Origin of the sequence: Curtobacterium sp. Curtsp57 (assembly GCF_047324335.1) — a bacterium.
Lineage (GTDB): Bacteria > Actinomycetota > Actinomycetes > Actinomycetales > Microbacteriaceae > Curtobacterium.
The window spans coordinates 3,933,298-3,951,011 of record NZ_CP168511.1; the positions used below are offsets into that span (position 1 = coordinate 3,933,298).

The 17,714-nt window shown below is 70.9% G+C and carries 13 protein-coding genes; 6 read left to right on the forward strand and 7 right to left on the reverse strand.

What is annotated here, in order from left to right:
* Positions 1-71 precede the first annotated feature (71 nt).
* The gene (locus tag ACEN9V_RS18895) at positions 72-1,169 is read left to right on the forward strand and encodes a hypothetical protein (protein WP_413601584.1); all 1,098 of its coding nucleotides are present in this window, start codon (positions 72-74) and stop codon (positions 1,167-1,169) included.
* Between the two features lie 27 nt (positions 1,170-1,196).
* On the opposite strand, the gene ACEN9V_RS18900 is transcribed toward ACEN9V_RS18895, so the two are convergent.
* The gene (locus ACEN9V_RS18900) at positions 1,197-2,660 is read right to left on the reverse strand and encodes a DUF2142 domain-containing protein (RefSeq protein WP_413601585.1); all 1,464 of its coding nucleotides are present in this window, start codon (positions 2,658-2,660) and stop codon (positions 1,197-1,199) included.
* 211 nt (positions 2,661-2,871) lie between these two features.
* Between ACEN9V_RS18900 and ACEN9V_RS18905 the strand changes: the two genes are divergently transcribed.
* The 3 genes from ACEN9V_RS18905 to ACEN9V_RS18915 are packed head-to-tail and all read left to right on the forward strand — an operon-like array spanning position 2,872 to position 6,283.
* A complete protein-coding gene (locus ACEN9V_RS18905; RefSeq protein ID WP_413601586.1) occupies positions 2,872-3,480 on the forward strand; it encodes a dTDP-4-dehydrorhamnose 3,5-epimerase family protein in 609 nt (202 codons plus the stop codon).
* Positions 3,481-3,488: 8 nt separating this feature from the next.
* A complete protein-coding gene (gene rfbA / locus ACEN9V_RS18910; protein ID WP_281264996.1) occupies positions 3,489-4,352 on the forward strand; it encodes a glucose-1-phosphate thymidylyltransferase RfbA in 864 nt (287 codons plus the stop codon).
* Between the two features lie 2 nt (positions 4,353-4,354).
* Entirely contained in the window at positions 4,355-6,283 is a 1,929-nt protein-coding gene (locus ACEN9V_RS18915; RefSeq protein ID WP_413601587.1) for a glycosyltransferase, read from the forward strand.
* Here the strand turns inward: ACEN9V_RS18915 and ACEN9V_RS18920 are convergent.
* The 6 genes from ACEN9V_RS18920 to ACEN9V_RS18945 all read right to left on the reverse strand — a co-directional run bounded on the left by ACEN9V_RS18920 (position 6,280) and on the right by ACEN9V_RS18945 (position 14,232).
* Positions 6,280-7,425, reverse strand: coding sequence for a glycosyltransferase family 2 protein (locus tag ACEN9V_RS18920; RefSeq protein WP_413601588.1), 1,146 nt, complete (start codon positions 7,423-7,425; stop codon positions 6,280-6,282). The genes ACEN9V_RS18915 and ACEN9V_RS18920 overlap by 4 nt on opposite strands.
* A 53-nt stretch (positions 7,426-7,478) precedes the next feature.
* Positions 7,479-8,324 (reverse strand): glycosyltransferase family 2 protein, encoded by an 846-nt coding sequence (locus ACEN9V_RS18925; protein WP_413601589.1) that lies wholly within the window; start codon positions 8,322-8,324, stop codon positions 7,479-7,481.
* Complete coding sequence (locus tag ACEN9V_RS18930; protein ID WP_413601590.1) at positions 8,321-9,436, reverse strand: glycosyltransferase family 4 protein; 1,116 nt, start codon at positions 9,434-9,436, stop codon at positions 8,321-8,323. The genes ACEN9V_RS18925 and ACEN9V_RS18930 overlap by 4 nt, the downstream gene beginning before the upstream one ends.
* Before the next feature lie 16 nt (positions 9,437-9,452).
* Positions 9,453-10,694, reverse strand: a complete 1,242-nt coding sequence (locus ACEN9V_RS18935; protein WP_281264991.1) for an ABC transporter ATP-binding protein — start codon at positions 10,692-10,694, stop codon at positions 9,453-9,455.
* Between the two features lie 4 nt (positions 10,695-10,698).
* Positions 10,699-11,595 carry an ABC transporter permease gene (locus tag ACEN9V_RS18940; RefSeq protein ID WP_281264990.1) on the reverse strand — a complete coding sequence of 299 codons (897 nt, stop codon included), beginning with the start codon at positions 11,593-11,595 and terminating at the stop codon, positions 10,699-10,701.
* Positions 11,596-11,664: 69 nt separating this feature from the next.
* Entirely contained in the window at positions 11,665-14,232 is a 2,568-nt protein-coding gene (locus tag ACEN9V_RS18945; protein WP_281264989.1) for a glycosyltransferase, read from the reverse strand.
* Between the two features lie 123 nt (positions 14,233-14,355).
* Here ACEN9V_RS18945 and ACEN9V_RS18950 point away from each other — a divergent pair, with 123 nt between their 5' ends.
* Complete coding sequence (locus ACEN9V_RS18950; protein WP_413601591.1) at positions 14,356-15,384, forward strand: glycosyltransferase family 2 protein; 1,029 nt, start codon at positions 14,356-14,358, stop codon at positions 15,382-15,384.
* Positions 15,385-15,602: 218 nt separating this feature from the next.
* Positions 15,603-17,696: a hypothetical protein gene (locus tag ACEN9V_RS18955; protein WP_413601592.1), complete on the forward strand. Its 2,094-nt coding sequence runs from the start codon at positions 15,603-15,605 to the stop codon at positions 17,694-17,696.
* The last annotated feature ends 18 nt before the right edge of the window (positions 17,697-17,714 follow it).

Below are 17,714 nucleotides of genomic sequence, written 5' to 3' on the forward strand. Positions count from 1 at the left end.
TCAGTCTATGCAGACCGGAGCCGGGCCGTGGGCGCGCGCCTGGCTGGGCGCCGCCGTGCCACGATGGTCGGATGGCACCCTTCCGGTCGTCCGTCGCCCGACTCCTCCGCCGTCCAGGCTCCGCACCGGCACCCGATGCCACCGTGTCCACACCGCCGCCGCTGGTCGGGTTCGTCGTGCACGGTGCAGGCGGCGTGCACCCCGCATCCGCGCACATCCGCGTCACCGGTCGGATGTCGGCCCTGGCCGCGACGGGTGCCGCGATCGTCGCGCAGGTCGACCCGGTGCGGTGGGCGGACGGCTCCGACACGGCGCACATCGACGTGCTGCTGGTCCAGCGCGACGCCTTCCCCCTGGCCTCCGTGGACGCCGCGCTCGAGCGGGCAGCCCGGGAGGGCACCCGGATCGTGGCCGAGATCGACGACGACTTCTTCAGCGACGACGCCCGGGCGCGGCTCGCCCGTGCCGAGTACGCGCCCGATCGGCTCGAGTCCGTCCAGCGGATCGTCCGAGCGGCGGACGTCGTGGTCACCTCGACCGAGCCCCTCGGCGCGGTGCTCCGTGCCGAGGGGCTCGACGTGGTGGTCGTCCCGAACGCGGTGCAGCCGGGCATGTGGGGCGACGGGCCGGTGCGTCCCGACCCGGACGGTCCCCGGCGGGTCCTGTACATGGGATCCGCGACGCACGGGGGCGACCTCGACCTGCTCCGGCCGGTGTTCGACGGGTTCGTCGACGCCACGGGCCGGCCGGTGCGCCTCGAGGTGATCGGTGTGACCGACGCCGACGACCAGTGGTTCGACCGCCTGCCACTGCCGGAGGGCGGGACCCACTACCCGGAGTTCGTGTCGTTCCTGCGCGCGAACGCCTCGCGGTGGTCGGCCGGTGTCGCGCCGCTCACCGCCGATCCGTTCAACGACGCAAAGAGCGACCTGAAGTTCCTGGAGTACGCGATGCTGGGCCTGCCGTTCGTCGGGTCGGATCGTCCCTCCTACGCCGGGGTGGACGCCCACGGCGGTCTCCTCGCCGGGGACGGCGTCGACCCGTGGCGCCGCGCCCTGCTCACGGCGTTCGCCGAGTCGGACGAACGGGTCGCGCTGGCACAGGAGTACGTCAGGGCCGAGCGGTCGATCGGAGCCGAGACGGCGTGGCGAGCGGCCCTCGGCGTCTGACGGGCCCTGGGCGGTCAGCGCCGCGCGTCAGTAGAGGGTCACGTGCCACTGCAGCACGGACGCGACCAGCGGCACGACCGCGAGCGTCGTGAACAACGCCGCGCCGCCGCGGTCGCTCACCCGTGCGCGGATCGGGACGAGTCCGGCGATGCCGACCCCGAGCAGCGCCACGAGCGGAGCGAAGTACCGACCCTGCACGCCGACGACGTCGGGGGACCCCACCACGTTGAAGGTCAGGTAGAGCGCGACGATCACGGCGAGCGCCGTCACGGCTCCGACGACGGCCATCCCGAGCGCGACGAGCCGCGGCAGCCGGTCCGCGACGACCGCCGCGAGGACGACGCCGATGACGGCGATCGTGCTGAACGGCTGCATGAGGTCGACGGCGTTGTACCCGAACGCCCCGACGAGGCCGTGCACCCACCACTCGCCGAACGATGCGACCGACCGGCCGAGGATGCCGGCCAGCGCCGTCGGGTGCTCGAGCAGGAAGTGCACCTGCCGGCCGGAGTCGATGCCCTGCCAGACGCCCACCCGCTGGAGTCGGATGGCCTTCGCGATCGGGCTGGTCACTGACAGCAGCACGAGCGTCGGCACCGCGGCGACGACCAGGAACGCTGCGGCCGCACCGAACTCGCGGAGCGTCCTGGGTCGCCCGGCGGCGTCCGACCGACGAGCGGTGGTCCACCTGGCGAGCGGGACGAGGAGCGCGAGCGCGAGGAGCAGCACGTACGTGGGCTTCGCGGCCACGACGCCGAGGCCGGCTGCGGCCGTCCCGATGACGATCGCGAGCCGGGGGTGCTGGTCCGTGCAGAGCCGCACGATGCCGGCGACGAAGAGCATGCAGATCGCGGTCGTGAAGGAGTCGGCGGTCGTGTACGAGTCCAGGAACAGCACGCTCGGCAGGAGCCCCACCGCCATGAACAACCAGCGGGACCGGCTGCGTCGGAGCAGACCGATGGCGAGTGTCGTCAACCCGATCGCGACGAGGGCGTTCACGACCCGGCCGAGCACCATCACCGTCGCGACGTCCTGGTGCAGTGCGAGGCCGATCCGCATCCCCACGGCACTCGGCAGGTACGGCACGAAGCTCGACGCGCCCGCGTTGGTGAAGTCGACGGACTCGGTGGGGGAATCCGGGCCCAGGACGACGGAGCCCAGCGTGTCGTACTGGGCGCGGTCGCGGAAGTCGTGGCGCTGGAAGTACGGCGCCCGGTAGTCGACGTGGTTCGCCCAGTCCCACCCGAGCATGTCGAAGCGCTGCAGGTCGGTCGGGATCTCCCCGCCGAAGGTCCGGCCGTCGTCCCGGAGCTGGGGGAGCAGCTGTCCCTGCTGCACCTGGTACGCCCGGTTGACGTGCGACTGCTCGTCGAGCCCCCAACCGGCCGGCACCGCCGCGATGAAGTACCCCACCGTGACGGCCGCGACGATCGCGTAGAGCACCGGTGCGGCACCGAGTCGGCGGAGCAATCGGCCGATCGGTGCGAGCACCGTATCGAGGACACGCCGCGGTCGAGGTGGCAGCTCCCGCACCGTGGTGCCGGACGGTTCATCGACGTTCGCGAGCATGTTCTCTGGTTCCCCCAAGGATGTGACATCCGGAAAAGTAGCGGACCAACGACTGGCAATCGGGCAACGGCGCGTCTCGGTTTGGTGAAGGTGCTCGCAGGGCGGCGATCGGGGTCCTTGCTAGGCTGCTCCGGTGCAGATCCGCGAACTGAAGATCCCCGGCGCGTGGGAGTTCACCCCCGTCCAGCACGGCGACGCACGAGGAGCATTCCTCGAGGCCTACCGCGCCGACGTCCTCGAGGAGACCGTCGGGCACCCGCTCGACCTCCGCCAGGTGAACATGTCGATCTCGTCGCGCGGTGTCGCGCGCGGGATCCACTACGCCCTCGTCGCGCCGAGCCAGGCCAAGTACGTGACGGCCGTCCGTGGCGCGTTCATCGACTACATCGTCGACATCCGCGTCGGGTCGCCGACGTTCGGGCAGTGGGACTCGGTCCGCATCGACGACGTCGACCGCAAGGCCGTCTACCTCTCCGAGGGGCTCGGCCACGCGATCGTGGCGCTCGAGGACTCCTCCACCGTGAACTACCTCGTCAGCGCGCACTACAACCCGGAGCGCGAGAAGGGCATCACGATCCTCGACCCGACCGTCGGGCTCGAGCTGCCGGACGGCATCGGCGAGCCGGTGCTCTCCGAGAAGGACACCAGCGCACCGACGCTCGAGCAGGCCGCAGAGCTCGGTCTGCTGCCGACGTACGACGAGTGCGTCGCCTACACCGAGTCCCTCCGGACCACGAACTAAGGAGACCCGTGAAGGGCATCATCCTCGCCGGCGGTTCCGGCACGCGCCTCTGGCCGATCACCAAGGGCATCAGCAAGCAGCTCATGCCGATCTACGACAAGCCGATGGTCTACTACCCGCTGTCGACGCTCATGATGGCCGGCATCCGCGAGGTCCTCGTGATCACGACGCCGGAGTACAACGAGCAGTTCAAGGCGCTCCTCGGCGACGGCTCAGCCCTCGGCATGGAGATCCAGTACGCCGTGCAGCCGTCCCCCGACGGCCTCGCGCAGGCCTTCGTCATCGGCGAGGACTTCATCGGCGACGACAGCGTCGCGCTCGTCCTCGGCGACAACATCTTCCACGGCACCGGTCTCGGCACCAGCCTGAAGAAGAACACCGAGGTCCAGGGCGCGACGATCTTCGCGTACCACGTGGCCGACCCGAAGGCGTACGGCGTCGTGGAGTTCGACGACGACTTCACCGCGGTCTCCATCGAGGAGAAGCCGGCGGAACCGAAGTCCAACTACGCCGTTCCCGGCCTGTACTTCTACGACAACAAGGTCATCGAGATCGCGAAGACCATCGAGCCGAGCGCCCGTGGGGAGCTCGAGATCTCGACCGTCAACGAGCGCTACCTCGAGGCGGGCGAGCTCGGCGTGCAGGTCCTCGACCGCGGCACCGCCTGGCTCGACACCGGCACGTTCGAGTCGATGATGCAGGCCTCCGAGTACGTGAAGGTCATCGAGGACCGTCAGGGATTCAAGGTCGGCTGCATCGAGGAGATCGCCTGGCGCAACGGCTGGATCGACGACGCACAGCTCGCCGACCTCGCCGCACCGCTCGTCAAGGGCGGCTACGGCGTCTACCTGCAGAACCTGCTGCGCGGCTGACGATGGCCCGAGCGGGGCTGCGCCGGTTGCTCGGACGGCCCGGCACGTCCGAGCCGGCCACGCCGGAACCGGACCCGGCCGACGGGGCCGAGCCGGGCCTCCCGGTCGACACGTCCCTCGTGACGGACGCGCCGCGACCCGGTGACGACGGCTTCGACGTCGTCGTCACCGTCGCGGAGTCCGCGTACCGCGACGGCGCACACCTGGCGGCGGTCGTGGCCGCGCGCGCGGCCGGCGCGGCGTCGGTCGTCGTGAGCGCGTACGACGTGCACGCCGGCCCGACGAGCGTCTACCCGGCCGTCGTCGACGGCGACGGCCACGTCGCCGCCCGCGCGACCGTGGCGGCCACCTGGGGCGGCGCGGTCGCCGCGGCACGCCCGCTCCTCACGAGCGCATCGGTCGTCGTCCAGGACGCGTCCGTCGCGGTGCCGCTCGACGGGTACGGCCGCCTGCTCCGCGCGCTCGGCCAGGAGGCACGGGTCGCCCTGGCCGTCGTCCGCACCGGGGACGACGTGGTCGCGAGCGCCGGTGCGGTGCTGCCGCGTGCGACGGCTCCCGTCGCGTCGCTGCTCCGAGGTCACCCTGCCGAGGACGCCGAGGCCCTCGACGGCGTCGCCGTCTTCGCCGCCGACGAGCCGTGCTTCGCCACGCGCACGGCGGACCTGGCGGTACCCGTCCGCACCGTCGACACCCGCACGGCGGTCGCCCGGCTCACCCGGGACACCGCGGACGGTGCTGACGGCGACTGCGTCGTCGTGCCGCTCGGCCGGGTCTACCGGACGACCGCGCTGCGTGAGCGTCGCTACGACACCGATGCCGCGGACGCCCTGCTCGCCTGGGGTGGGCGGACGGACGACACCGCCACCGCCGCGCTCGGCCGACTCGGCTTCGTGCCGGGCGTGCCGTCGGCCGACCAGGTGGGCGCGCCGGTCGCGCTGCGGGAGCCGATCGTCCGGGCCGAACGCGGTCCGGGGCGGCTGAGGCTCCTCGACCGCGGCGAGCGGCTCCGCTGGTCGATCCGGATCGCCGCACACCCGGGACCCCGCGGGGACGACTGGGGCGACACGTTCTTCGCGCGCGACCTCGCCGCCGCACTCCGCTCCCTCGGGCAAGAGGTCGTGGTCGACCACCGCGAGTCCCACGTCCGGCCGTTCTCCGAGCACCTGGACGACGTCGCGCTGACGCTGCGCGGGCTCGACGACACCCCGGTGCACCCCTCGGCGACGAACGTGCTCTGGGTGATCTCGCACCCCGACCTGCTGACACCGGCCGAACTCGCCCGCTACGACCTGCGGTTCGCTGCCGGACCGGCGTGGGCGTCCCGCACGGCGTCGTCGACCGGGTTGCCCGTCGCCCCACTCCTGCAGGCCACCGACCCGGCGCGGTTCCACCCGGGCAGCCAGGACCCGGCGTACACGGGGCTCGACACGGCGTTCGTCGGCAAGACCCGGGCGGTGTTCCGGCCGGTGGTCCGCGACGCCGTGGCGGCCGGTGCCGACCTGGCGGTGTGGGGCGAGGGCTGGGAAGGGCTCCTGCCGGAGGGCGTGCACCGCGGTGTCTTCGTGCCGAACGACGAGCTGCCGGCGCTCTACCGCAGCGCTCGCGTCGTGCTGAACGACCACTGGGACGACATGGCGCGGGACGGGTTCCTGTCGAACCGGCTCTTCGACGCCGCGGCATCAGGCGCGCTCGTCGTCACGGACCCGGTACCCGGCGTCGACGAGCTGTTCCACGGCGCGGTCCGGACGTACGACTCGGTGGAGGCGCTGCGCGCGCTCGTCGGTGTCGGGTTCGTCGGGGACGGGGAAGCGGCGACGGCCGAGCAGCGCCGCGTCCGCGGGGAACGGATCGGCGCGGAGCACTCGTTCGCGCGCCGGGCATCGGTGCTGCTCGACGCCGTCAGGAGCGCGCGCGCCGCGTCGGCTCGCTAGCGGCGGCGGACCCGGCGTGCGAGGTCCCCGGCCTTGTCGGCGAGCCGGACGACCCGCCTGGCGTGCATCGCGGCGAGCTCGGCGTCGCGGGCGGCGGTCTCGCGGATCGCGGCCTCGGCACGCTCCCGTTCGAACTGCACGGCCGAGCGGAGCGTGTTCGCCGTCTCCTCGCCGGCGCGGACCCGGTCCTCGAGTTCCTCGATCCGCAGGTCCCGCTCGGTGATCGCGCGCCCGAGGGTCTGCAGGCGGAGGAACTCTGCCGCGGGGACGAGCGGGTCGCTTCCGGCGTCCACGGCGGGGGAGCCGGCGCGCCGCAGCACGTCGGCCACGCCGTCGTCGCGGGTGAACGGGCCGTCGACGGCGTCCTCGTCGGTGACGAACCGGAGCGCGAAGGTCGACTGCAGCACGCCCTCGTGCAGCCGCCGGTAGTCGCGCATACCGTGGTGGCGCGGGCTCGGGGTGAGGTCCGGGTTCGCCTCGTAGGCCTTGCCGCTCACGTCGACGCGGTGCTCGTACTGCTTCCAGGAGCGCCACGGCAGGTGCAGGACCTCGAGCCGGAGCGCATCGGGCACCGGGGCCCCGTTGGCGACGCTCACCTGGTGGTTGCCCTGCACGACGGTGACGTCGGGGGAGCCCACGTGGATCGCGTTGGTGGTCGGCGGCGCGACGAGACCGGCTGCACGGAGCTCGTCGACGGAGCGCTCGTCACGCCAGTGCAGTCGTTCGATGCCCCCGCCGGACTTCGCGAGACGACCGGTCAGGTTCACGACCGGCACGGTGAACGCGCCGATGGCGGGGTCGAGCCGTTCGAAGACCTGTCGCACCGTCAGGGACCGGTCCACCGGGACGATGAACTCGTCGGCGTCGGCGTTGACGACCCAGTCGGCGTGGTGGAGGGTCGCCGCGTCACGTGCCATACCCGTGACGACGGTGCCCTGCTGCTTCCGGTGCACGGGGTCGTGTCGCAGGTCCACGGTCACGTCGTCGCGTTCGGCGAAGGCCGTCAGGAGCTCGGTCGTGCCGTCGACTGATCCGTTGTCGGTGATGACGAAGACGTCGAACCCCTGCGCGACGTGGTAGTCGAGCCAGGCGGGGATGACGTCCGCTTCGTCGCGGACCATCAGGGTGACGGCGAGGATCATCGGGGAGAACTCCGGTTCGGGAACGGGTCGGGCTGCGGTACGACGCTAGTGGGTCAGCGGGTGTGGGTGGCGCGGGCACGCACGGACAGTGCGACCTTCAGCGCGACGCGGAGTGGCCAGAGCCACCACGCGGAGTACTTCTGTGCGAGGAACCGGTAGGCGCTCTCGTGGTGGGCCTTCCGCATGCGCTCCGACGACCCCTTGGTGGCGGTCCCGCCGACGTGGACGGCGGTGGCCGACGGGTCGAACACGTTGCGGAAGCCGGCCTTGCCGATCCGCCAGCCGAGGTCCACGTCCTCGAAGTACATGAAGTAGCCCTCGTCGAAGCCGCCGAGCCGGTCGAAGACGTCCCGGCGGACGAGCACGCACGCGCCGGACAGCCACCCGGCGTCGCGCCGGGCGGAGTGGTCGCCGTCCTGGCGGTAGCGCTTGGTCCACGGGTTCCCCGGCCAGACGTTCGCGAACGCGGCGTGCCCGAGTCCGGTCCGGAGCGACGGCACCAGCCGCGCTGAGGGGTAGACCTCGCCGGTGGGTTCGAGGAGCCGGGGCCCGACGGCGCCGATGGTGGTGTCGGCGGACGCCGTGGCGATCATCCGGTCGAGTGCGAGCGGTTCGAGCACGACGTCGGGGTTCGAGACGAGGACCCATCGGACGTCCTGGTCGAGCGTGGCGACCGCGCTGTTCGCCGCAGCCCCGTACCCGCGGTTCTCGCCGAGCTCGAGGAAACGTGCGCCGGCCGCCTCGGTGATGCGGCGGAGCTCGTCGGCGTCGGTGGAGTCGTTGTCCGCGACGACGACCTCGACGTCGTCGGCGCTGGCGTCCGCCGTGGACGCGAGGAACGGCGGCAGCACGTCGAGGGAGTTGTAGGACACCGTGACGATCGCGGCCCGCCCGCTCATGCGAACACCCCGAGGTGGGCGCGGGCACACGCGGCCCAGGTGAAGCCGTCGGCACGAGCACCGGCGCGCTCCACGCGGTCCGCCCTGACCGCGGGGTCCTGCGCGAGCAGCTGCTCGAGTGCGTCCGCGATGGGGTCGGCGTCCGGCTCGGTGTAGGTGACGGTGTCGCCGCCGACCTCCGGGATCGCCAGACGGTCGGTGGTCAGGACGTCGGCACGCGACGCCATCGCCTCGAGCACGGGGAGGCCGAAGCCCTCGGCGATGCTCGGGTAGGCGACCACGCGGGAGCCTCCGAGGAAGGCGCGTAGTTCATCGATCGGCAGGTACCCGAGGTAGCGCAGTGGTGCCCCCGGTCGGTCACCGGCCGCTTCGAGCTGTCCGCGGGCGGTCTCGTCCCAGCCGAGGCCACCGGCGACGAGCAGCGTCGGGACGTCGGTGCCGGTGCGGTCGGCGAGGGTGCGGTGCGCTGCGATGAGCTCCGGCACGCGCTTCCGCGGTTCGACGGTGCCGAGGAACGCGATCCACTCCGTGCCGTCGTCGATGCGGTGGGTGCTGCGGAAGGCCGCGACCTCGTCGGCGCTCGGTGCGTGGAACAGGGCGGCGTCCACCCCGAGGTGGGCGACCACCGTCGCCGTCCGCGCGGGACCGGCGAACCGGTCGAGCTCGCTGACCGTTGCGGCACTCGGTGCCACCGTGGCACGGGCGAACCGGCGCGCCAGGCGCGTCCAGGTGCGGAAGAACAGCACCTTCAGGCGCGAGTGCGCGGCCGGGTCGCTGAAGAAGGTCGCGTCGTGCAGGGTGACGACCGTCCTGGAGGCACGGGTCACCGGGAACGTGTAGTGCGGGCTGTGCAGGATGGTCGCCCCGACACGGCGCACCGCCCGGGGCAGGCCCACCTGCTCCCAGACGAACCGCGCCGGCCGCGAGGCGGTCCAGTTCGGCGCCGCGTGGTAGCGGTGCACCGGCGCGAGCCCGCGGAGCCAGTCGAGGTCACCGGGCTTCGCGATCACGTCGACGCGGACGTCGAGGTCGGCCAGGCCGGTGAGGAGCCCGGAGATGTACCGAGCCACCCCGCCACGGTTCGGCGGGACCGACGTGGCGTCGATCAGCACCGGCCGTTCCTGCACGTCAGCCCTTGACCTGGCGCTCGGTGGTCTTCGTCCAGGCGATGCCGGACTGCGTGTCCTCGTCGACGACCACGAACCGCGCGGCCTCGCGCTCGATGACGATGTGTTCGCCGTTCGGCTTCGCGAGGAAGACGTGCACGAAGTACTGGCCGCCACCGAGCCGCAGGTCGGTGAGGTGCCACTCGACGGTGGCCGTGCCGCGCAGCGGATCGTGCCGCACCTGCGTCTGGCGGCTGTCGATGCCGAACGCGGGGTGGCCGAGGTGCGTCTCGATCTTGATGCCGGCACGCCACTCGGGCAGGACGTCCTTGTGCGAGAAGGTCGCACGGATCACCAGGTCGTCGCCGTGGCGGTGTTCGGCCCCGGGGGCGCGGCCGGGGATCTCGAGCTCGACGTGCTCGACCTTGCCGGGGTTCGCGTCCGCCTCGGGGTTCGCGGCCTCGGCCTCGGCGACACGACGGCCCTCGAGGATCTCGCGGAAGTTCTTCACCGCGAGACGCGCCGAGCCCTGGAACTTGACTTCGCCGTGGTGCAGGACGACGGCGGAGTCGCAGAGTTCCTGGACCTGTCCGAGGGAGTGCGACACGAGGATGATCGTGCGGCCCTGCTCCTGGAACTCGCGGATCTTGTCGAGGCACTTCTTCTGGAACTGCTCGTCACCGACCGCCAGGACCTCGTCGACGAGCAGGACGTCCGGGTCGGTGTTGATCGCGACCGCGAAGGCGAGCCGGACGTACATGCCGGACGAGTAGAACTTCACCTGGGTGTCGATGAAGTCGCCGATGCCGGAGAACTGCAGGATGTCCTCGAAGCGGGCCTCGGTCTCCTCCTGCGTCTGGCCGAGGATCGCGGCGTTGAGGTAGACGTTCTCGCGGCCGGTCAGGTCGGGGTGGAACCCGGCGCCGAGCTCGATGAGTGCGGCGAGACGACCACGGCGCTCGACCGAACCCGTCGTCGGTTCGAGGATGCCGCCGATGGTCTTCAGCAGCGTCGACTTGCCGGAGCCGTTCGGGCCGAGCAGCCCGATCGTGGTGCCGGCGGGGATGTCCAGGCTGATGTCCTTGAGCGCCCAGAAGTCCTCGCTGTGCCGACGTCCGGCGCGGCCGAGGGTGACGATGCGCTCCTTGAGGGAGTTGTCCTTGCGGATCGTGAAGCGCTTCGAGACGTTCTTGACCGTGACGACGGCCGGTGCGTCGGTGAACGGGGACCGGGTCTCCTGGGCGATGTCGTTGTCGATGCTCATCGGGTCAGATCTCCTGGGCGAAGTTGCCCTGCAGCTTGGCGAACACCCGCTGGCAGACCAGCAGCGCGACGAGGCCGACGACGCCGGCGACGACCAGGCGGAGCAGCAGGTGCGACGGGTACTCGGAGTCGGCACCGGCGGTCCAGAACGCACGGTGGATGCCGAGGACGGCGAGGGTGATCGGGTTGGACGTGTAGATGCTCAGCAGCCACTCTGGTGCACGGGTCGCGACCATCTGCCAGCTGTAGACGATGGGGGAGCCCCACATGAGCAGGAGCACGAGGACCTCGACGAGGTACTGCATGTCACGGAGGTAGACGTTCGCCGCGGCGAGCAGCAGCGCGAACGCGGTGGCCCAGATCAGGATCACCAGGGTCGCCGGGAAGAAGTACAGCAGGTCGGGACGGATCCAGGCGAAGCCGCTCTGCAGGATCGCGGCCGCGAGCAGGACGACGAGCTGGACGCCGAAGTTGAACAGCGCGGCGCCGACGCTCGCCAGCGGGTAGATCTCACGGGGCAGGTAGATCTTCTTGATCAGGCCGGCGTTCCCGACGATCGACGCGGTACCAGCCGCGACGATCTCGCTGAAGAGCCCGTACAGGGTCAGCCCGGAGAACACGTAGATCGCGAACTCGGGGATGTTCCGGGACGCGCCGAGGATCTCGCCGAGCACGAAGTAGTAGATCGCCAGCTGGACGAGCGGACGGATCAGGGTCCAGGCGAACCCGAGGGCACTGTCCTTGTACCGCGACTTCAGGTCGCGGCGGATCAGCAGGTCGAGCAGCTGCCGGTGCGCGAAGATCTCGCGCAGCGACCCGATGACGGCCGTGGCCGGTCGACCGGCGGGAACCATGTGTTCCTGCCGGAGGCGATCGAACCGCTCGGTGACGATGTTGCTCAAAAGGGGTCCTTACATTCGACGCGGGCGACGGACAACTGTACATCGGCGGCCGTTGGGGGCCGCCTGAGGTCAGCGGCCGTTCTTGCTCTCCCGCATGATGCGCACCCGGTTCTGCACCTTGTCGCGGAGCCCGGACACGCCGTTCTCGCGGAGGTACCAGGTCGCCAGACGGACGTCACGGGAGATGCCGTGGCGGCTGTTCGCGATCTGGTGGAACTGCAGCTCGCGCTGGCGAGCCGGGCTGAGGGCGACGCGCGGACGTCCGCCGGCCGCGACGGATCCCGCGGGCACCGCGGCTTCGTGGGCGCGGTCCGCGGCCACGTGCGGGTCCTTGCAGAACTCGACGAGCGGCGCGAGGGCGCGGTCCCACGTGAAGTCCGAGCGGACGCGGCTGACGGCGTCACGAGCGGCCTGCGCCGCCTGCTCGTCGTAGAGCATCGACTCGAGTGCGGCGGCGAGGCCGTCGACGTCGCGCTCCTTGACCGCGACGCCCATGCCCTCCGCTGCGACGAGGTCGCCGAAGCTGTCGCCGTCCGTCGTGACGATGGGCAGGTTCGCCCACATGTAGTCGAGGATGCGCGTGCGGAACGAGAACGTCGTCTCGATGTGCGCGAAGTGCGTCGACACGCCGGCGTCGGCCTCGAGCAGGTAGTTCTGTCGGTCGTCGAGTGCGACCCACTGCTCGTTGAAGAACACGTGCTTGTTCGTCAGGCCGAGCTGGTCGCTGATGCGGCGGGTCTCGGAGACGATCGCCATCTCGGGCACGTCCGGGTTCGGGTGCGCGACGCCGAGGAAGAACAGCCGGATGTCGTCGTGCGTCTCGGCGACCTTCGCGACGGCGCGGACCAGCGACGGGGTGTCGAACCAGTTGTAGATGCCGCCGCCCCAGATGACGACCTTGTCGTCCTCGCCGATGCCGGGCGTCACGCCGCGGATCGCCTTGCGCTCGTGCTTCGGCGGGGTGGAGTCCATTCCGAACGGCGCGATGGCGATGAGCTTGTTGAGGTTGTCGTCCGCCAGGTAGTTGTCCGGGTTGACACGACCGACGCCGGCGAGCTGGCCGAGCCAGAACAGGCGCTGGCGCTCCGAGGCGCACAGGAAGAAGTCGCCGCGCTCGAGCTGGGCGTTGATGACCTCGGTCGTCGAGGTCACCTGGTTGCGCCAGCCGACGTCGCCGTTGTCGCGAGCCTGCTCGAGCTGCTCGAGGTGCATCGGGTCGTACAGGTCGACGACCATGATCTTGTTCGAGCGCTGCAGCGTCTGGAAGTGGTGGAGCGCGTAACCCTGGAAGAAGATGACGTCGGCCCACTCTTCGTGGTCCTTCATGGTGCGCTCGTGCTGGAGCGGCACCCGGGAGACCTCGAACGTGTCGGACTTGCGGTTCGCGACGTTCCAGGTCACGAGCCGGACGTCGTTGTGCTCGCTGAGGGCCTCCGCGATCTTCCACGCGCGCATCCCGGGGCCGGCCATCTTCTCGCCGAGGGCGTCGCCGGTGATGACGAGCACGCGGTTGCGGTGCATCGGCTGCTCGACGTCGAAGGCCTCGATGATGGCCTGGTAGCCCTCGAGGAAGTAGCCGTCCTCGAACAGCGGCTTGAACGCGTCGCCGAAGAGCCGGAAGACCTCCTTGTCGGTCTTCACCCGCTGGCCCTGGATGCGGCGGCGGTCCTCGGACAGACGCGGCAGGTCGGCGACGAACTGGTCGAGCGCGTAGAGGCCGGCGACGGCTTCCTTGGACATCGGCGTCGTCGGGTCGAACTCGTCCGGTGCGCCGGTGAAGCGGCGGATGTCGAACTCGCCGGAGTCGCGGCCGCTCTTCGCCACCGCACGGCGGGCCAGGAGCGCCAGCGCTGCCGGCAGGAAGGTGCCGAGGTTCTCGTCGGAGAGGTTCTTGTAGAGCAGGTGCAGGGCGTTCCGCTCGAGCAGGTACATCTCGCGGTGGTCGCCGAACGACTTCATCGAGCCGTGGTGCTTGTGGTAGACCACCGAGCGCGGCGCGAACCGGACGCGGTAGCCGAGCAGGTTGAGGCGCCAGCCGAGGTCCACGTCGTCGTAGAACATGAACAGGCCCTCATCGAAGCCGCCGACCTCGAGGAAGACGTCGCGGCGGACGAAGAGTGCCGAGCCGGTGCCGAAGAGCAGGTCCCGCGGCTCGTCGAAGCGGCCGTCGTCGAGCTCGGCGATGTGGTTCTTGTAGCCCATGCCGAACCAGCTGAGCCCCGATTCGACGAAGTCGATCGTCTTGCCCTCCCAGTCGAGGACCTTGCTGGCCACGGCGGCGACGCGGGGGCTCGGTGCGAACCCGGCGATGCCCTCCTTGACCCAGTTGACGTCGGGCTTGGCGTCGTTGTTGAGGAACGCGACGACGTCGCCGCTCGCCTCACGGGCACCGAGGTTGCTGCCGCCGGTGAACCCGAGGTTCTCCTCGGAGACGATGATCCTGACGTTCTTCTGCTCGCCGAGCGCGGCACGCAGGCGCGCTTCGCTGTCGTCACCCGACCCGTTCTCGACGACGACGATCTCGAGACGGTCCGCCGGCCAGTCGACCTCGCTGAGGCGGGCGATGCACTCGAGCGTGTCGTCGGTTCCGCGGAAGTTGATGACGACGACGGACACGCGAGGCGCGAAAGTGGACACGGACGAACTCCATACGTCGGCTGGCGGTGGTGCCCCGGAAGGCGGCACCACTATACCGACGCCGTATCCACGGTGCGGGTGGCCCGGGGCTCTGACCGCCCGGGAGCCTGGGAGACTGGCGGCGTGGACGTCTCCGTGGTCATCGTCGATTGGCACCAGCCCGAACTCACCCGTCGGGCGATCGACTCCGTGCGCTCGCAGCGCGTCGACGCGACGATCGAGCTCGTGGTCGTGGTGAACGAGGCCGACGACGCGACCGTCGCCGCCTACCGCGCCGACCACCCGGAGGCGGTCGTCGTCGCCGAGCCGACCAACTCCGGGTTCGCCGGCGGGGTCACCCGCGGGATCCGCGCGTCCTCCGGTGACGTCGTCGTGCTCCTCAACAACGACGCGGTCGCGGACCACGGGTTCCTCGACCGCGGGCTCGCGGTGCTGGCCGCCGGCGGTGACGTCGTCGCCGCTGTGGCCGCCACCGCGGTGCTGGAGGGCGCGTTCACCCGGGTCACCGGCGCCGACCGCGGCGACGACGACCTGGTCGCCGGGGACGGGACGCGCTGGCGTCGGTCCGGCACCGGTCAGACGCTCGTCAACGGCACCGGCGTCGTCGTCGACCGCGCCGGCAACGGTCGTGACCGGGACTGGCTGCGCCCGATCGACGACGCGCCGGAGTCGGCGCCGTTGTTCGGGTTCTCCGGGGGAGCGGTGTTCCTGCGTCGCGGACCGCTCGAGCAGGTCGGCGGCTTCGACGAGTCCCTCTTCATGTACTACGAGGACCTCGACGTCGCGTGGCGGCTCCGGCTCGCCGGGTTCGACGTCCGCTACGCCCCCGATGCGGTCGTCGTCCACCGGCACGCCGCCAGCTCCGGCAGCGACTCGCCGCTCGTCCGGTACCAGAGCATGCGGAACCGCCTCGCGGTCGTGGTGCGCAACGGCTCACCGGCCTTCGCGCTCCGGGTCGGTGCGCGCACCGTCGTGCGCATGCTGCGCGACCTGGCGCGTCCGTCCGGCGCGCAGCTCACGCCGTCCGCGTGGCGCCGGCTCGTCCTGGAGGCCCCTGCCGTGCTCCGCCACGCGCGTCGCGCCCGCCGGGCGGACGGTTTCGACCGCGCCGCGCGGGTGCGCGTCGAGACGCTCGTCGACACCGCAGACTGAACACGCGCTCAGGTGGCGACCATCTCGGGAACGCACTGACGGCGCGGAGCCGCGCCGCGCCTCCCGTTCGGGGGAGGGTTTGGGGGCTGTGTGATCACTGTGATCGGGGTAGCCTGCTGTGGCACGTGTGACTTGGCCGGTTCCAGGGATCCGGCCTCGGCCGCCACCGCGAAGCGCGTGCCAACCACCCCCGTCGCCGCCCCAGGGAGGCCCCCGACGTGAAAAAGCTCATCGCCGTCGCCGCGAGCGTGCTCGCCGTCGCGAGCGTCCTGGTCGGCTTCCAGATCACCGGACCGACCGCGTCGCAGGACTCCGCATCCGCACTGAGCGGCTCGCAGTTCGACCCGGGCAACATCATCCCGGACTCCGAGTTCTACAACGGGGGAGGGATGTCCGAGACGGCCATCCAGACCTTCCTCAACGCCCAGATCGGCACCTGCGCGTCGAGCTCGTGCCTCAACGTCGGGCGCTACTCGCTCAACAGCCACGGTGCCGACGCGATGTGCAACGCCGTCGCCGGCGGGACCTCGCTCTCCGCGGCGCAGATCATCGCCCGCGTCGGTGCCGCGTGCGGCATCAACCCCAAGGTCATCCTCGTCACGCTCCAGAAGGAGCAGGCGCTGATCAACGGCGGCACGGCCCGCAACCCCTCGGCTGCGGTGCTCTCGCGAGCGATGGGGTACGCATGCCCGGACAGCGCCAACGGCGGCTGTGACCCGGCGTACTCGGGTGTCGGCAACCAGGTCTTCTGGGCGTCGTGGCAGTGGAAGCGCTACGGCAACCCCGCCGGGACGAGCAACTACTTCACCTGGTTCGGTCCCGGCGCGAACCGCAACGTGCAGTACAACCCGAACGCGGCGTGCGGCACGAAGAGCGTCTACATCCAGAACAAGGCGACGGCGGCGCTGTACTACTACACGCCGTACACGCCGAACCAGGCGGCGCTGAACAACCTGTACGGCACGGGCGACGGCTGCTCGGCCTACGGCAACCGCAACTTCTGGCGGCTCTACAACGACTGGTTCGGCGTCTCCACCGCCGACAACCCCTTCGGCGGCATCGACGCCAAGCAGTACGGCCCCGGCTACGTGCAGGTCGGCGGCTGGGCGATCGACCCGAACGACAAGGCAGCCACCGTGCAGGTGCAGTGGTACTCCGACGGCAAGCTCCTCGGCACCCTGCCCGCCAACGCATCCCGACCGGACGTCGGCCGCGCCTACCCGGGTGCCGGGAACAACCACGGCATCCTGAACACCCTGACGGTCGGCGGCGGCACGCACTCGATCTGCGCCGTCGGCGTGAACATCGGCTCCGGGTCCAACGCCCAGATCGGCCAGTGCGTCACCGTCGCGGTGTCCACAGGGTCCCCGATCGGTGGCATGGACGTGTCGTCCCCGTCGGCCGGCACGATCGCCGTCGGCGGCTGGACGATCGACCCGGACACCGCCGCGTCGATCTCCGTGGACGTCTACGTCGACGGGCGCAACCGCGGCCGCTCGGTCGCGAACGCGTCACGACCCGACGTGGGGCGTGTCTACGCCAACTACGGCAACGCACACGGCATCGCCACGACCGTCTCGGCGTCGGCCGGCACGCACCAGGTCTGCGTCTACGGGCTGAACGCGACCGGGCCCGGCGGCAGCACGAACCTCGGCTGCCGCAGCGTGACCGTCGCCGACGCGTCGCCCTTCGGTGGCATGGACGTCACGACGAGCGGGTCGACCGCGACCGTGAACGGTTGGACGATCGACCCGGACACCACGGCACCGGTGCAGATCGCCCTGACCGTCGACGGTGTCGCCATGGGCACCTCCACCGCGAACGCCACGCGCGGCGACATCGGTCGGGTGTACCCGAAGTACGGAGCGAAGCACGGGATCAACGTGTCCTACGACCTCCGGCAGGGTGCACACACGATCTGCGTGACCGCGAAGAACGTCGGTGGCGGCAGTGACACCGCGCTCGGCTGCGACACGGCCACGATCGCTGCGAACTCCTCGCCGTTCGGCGGCATGGACGCCGCGTCGCCCGCAGCCGGCCGCGTGCAGGTGAACGGGTGGACGATCGACCCCGACCAGCAGAAGACGGCCATCCGCGTCGACACGTACCTCGACGGGGTCGGCGTCGCGTCCGGGCCGGCGAACGCGGCGCGCGCCGACGTGGGTCGGATCTACCCGGCGGCGGGCTCCGCGCACGGCATCAACCAGTCCTTCGCCGCGCGAGCCGGTTCGCACACCGTCTGCTCGTATGCGATAAATGTCGGGGCCGGGAAGAACGTCCTCCTCGGCTGCCAGGCCGTCACCGTCGGGTGAGGCGAACCAACCCGAAAG

Excerpts from the sequence above, each read along its gene's own strand:
- ACEN9V_RS18935 (WP_281264991.1), bottom strand. The coding sequence starts at position 10,694 with ATGAGCATCGACAACGACATCGCCCAGGAGACCCGGTCCCCGTTCACC.
- ACEN9V_RS18895 (WP_413601584.1), top strand. The coding sequence starts at position 72 with ATGGCACCCTTCCGGTCGTCCGTCGCCCGACTCCTCCGCCGTCCAGGC.
- ACEN9V_RS18920 (WP_413601588.1), bottom strand. The coding sequence starts at position 7,425 with ATGATCCTCGCCGTCACCCTGATGGTCCGCGACGAAGCGGACGTCATC.
- ACEN9V_RS18925 (WP_413601589.1), bottom strand. The coding sequence starts at position 8,324 with ATGAGCGGGCGGGCCGCGATCGTCACGGTGTCCTACAACTCCCTCGAC.
- ACEN9V_RS18915 (WP_413601587.1), top strand. The coding sequence starts at position 4,355 with ATGGCCCGAGCGGGGCTGCGCCGGTTGCTCGGACGGCCCGGCACGTCC.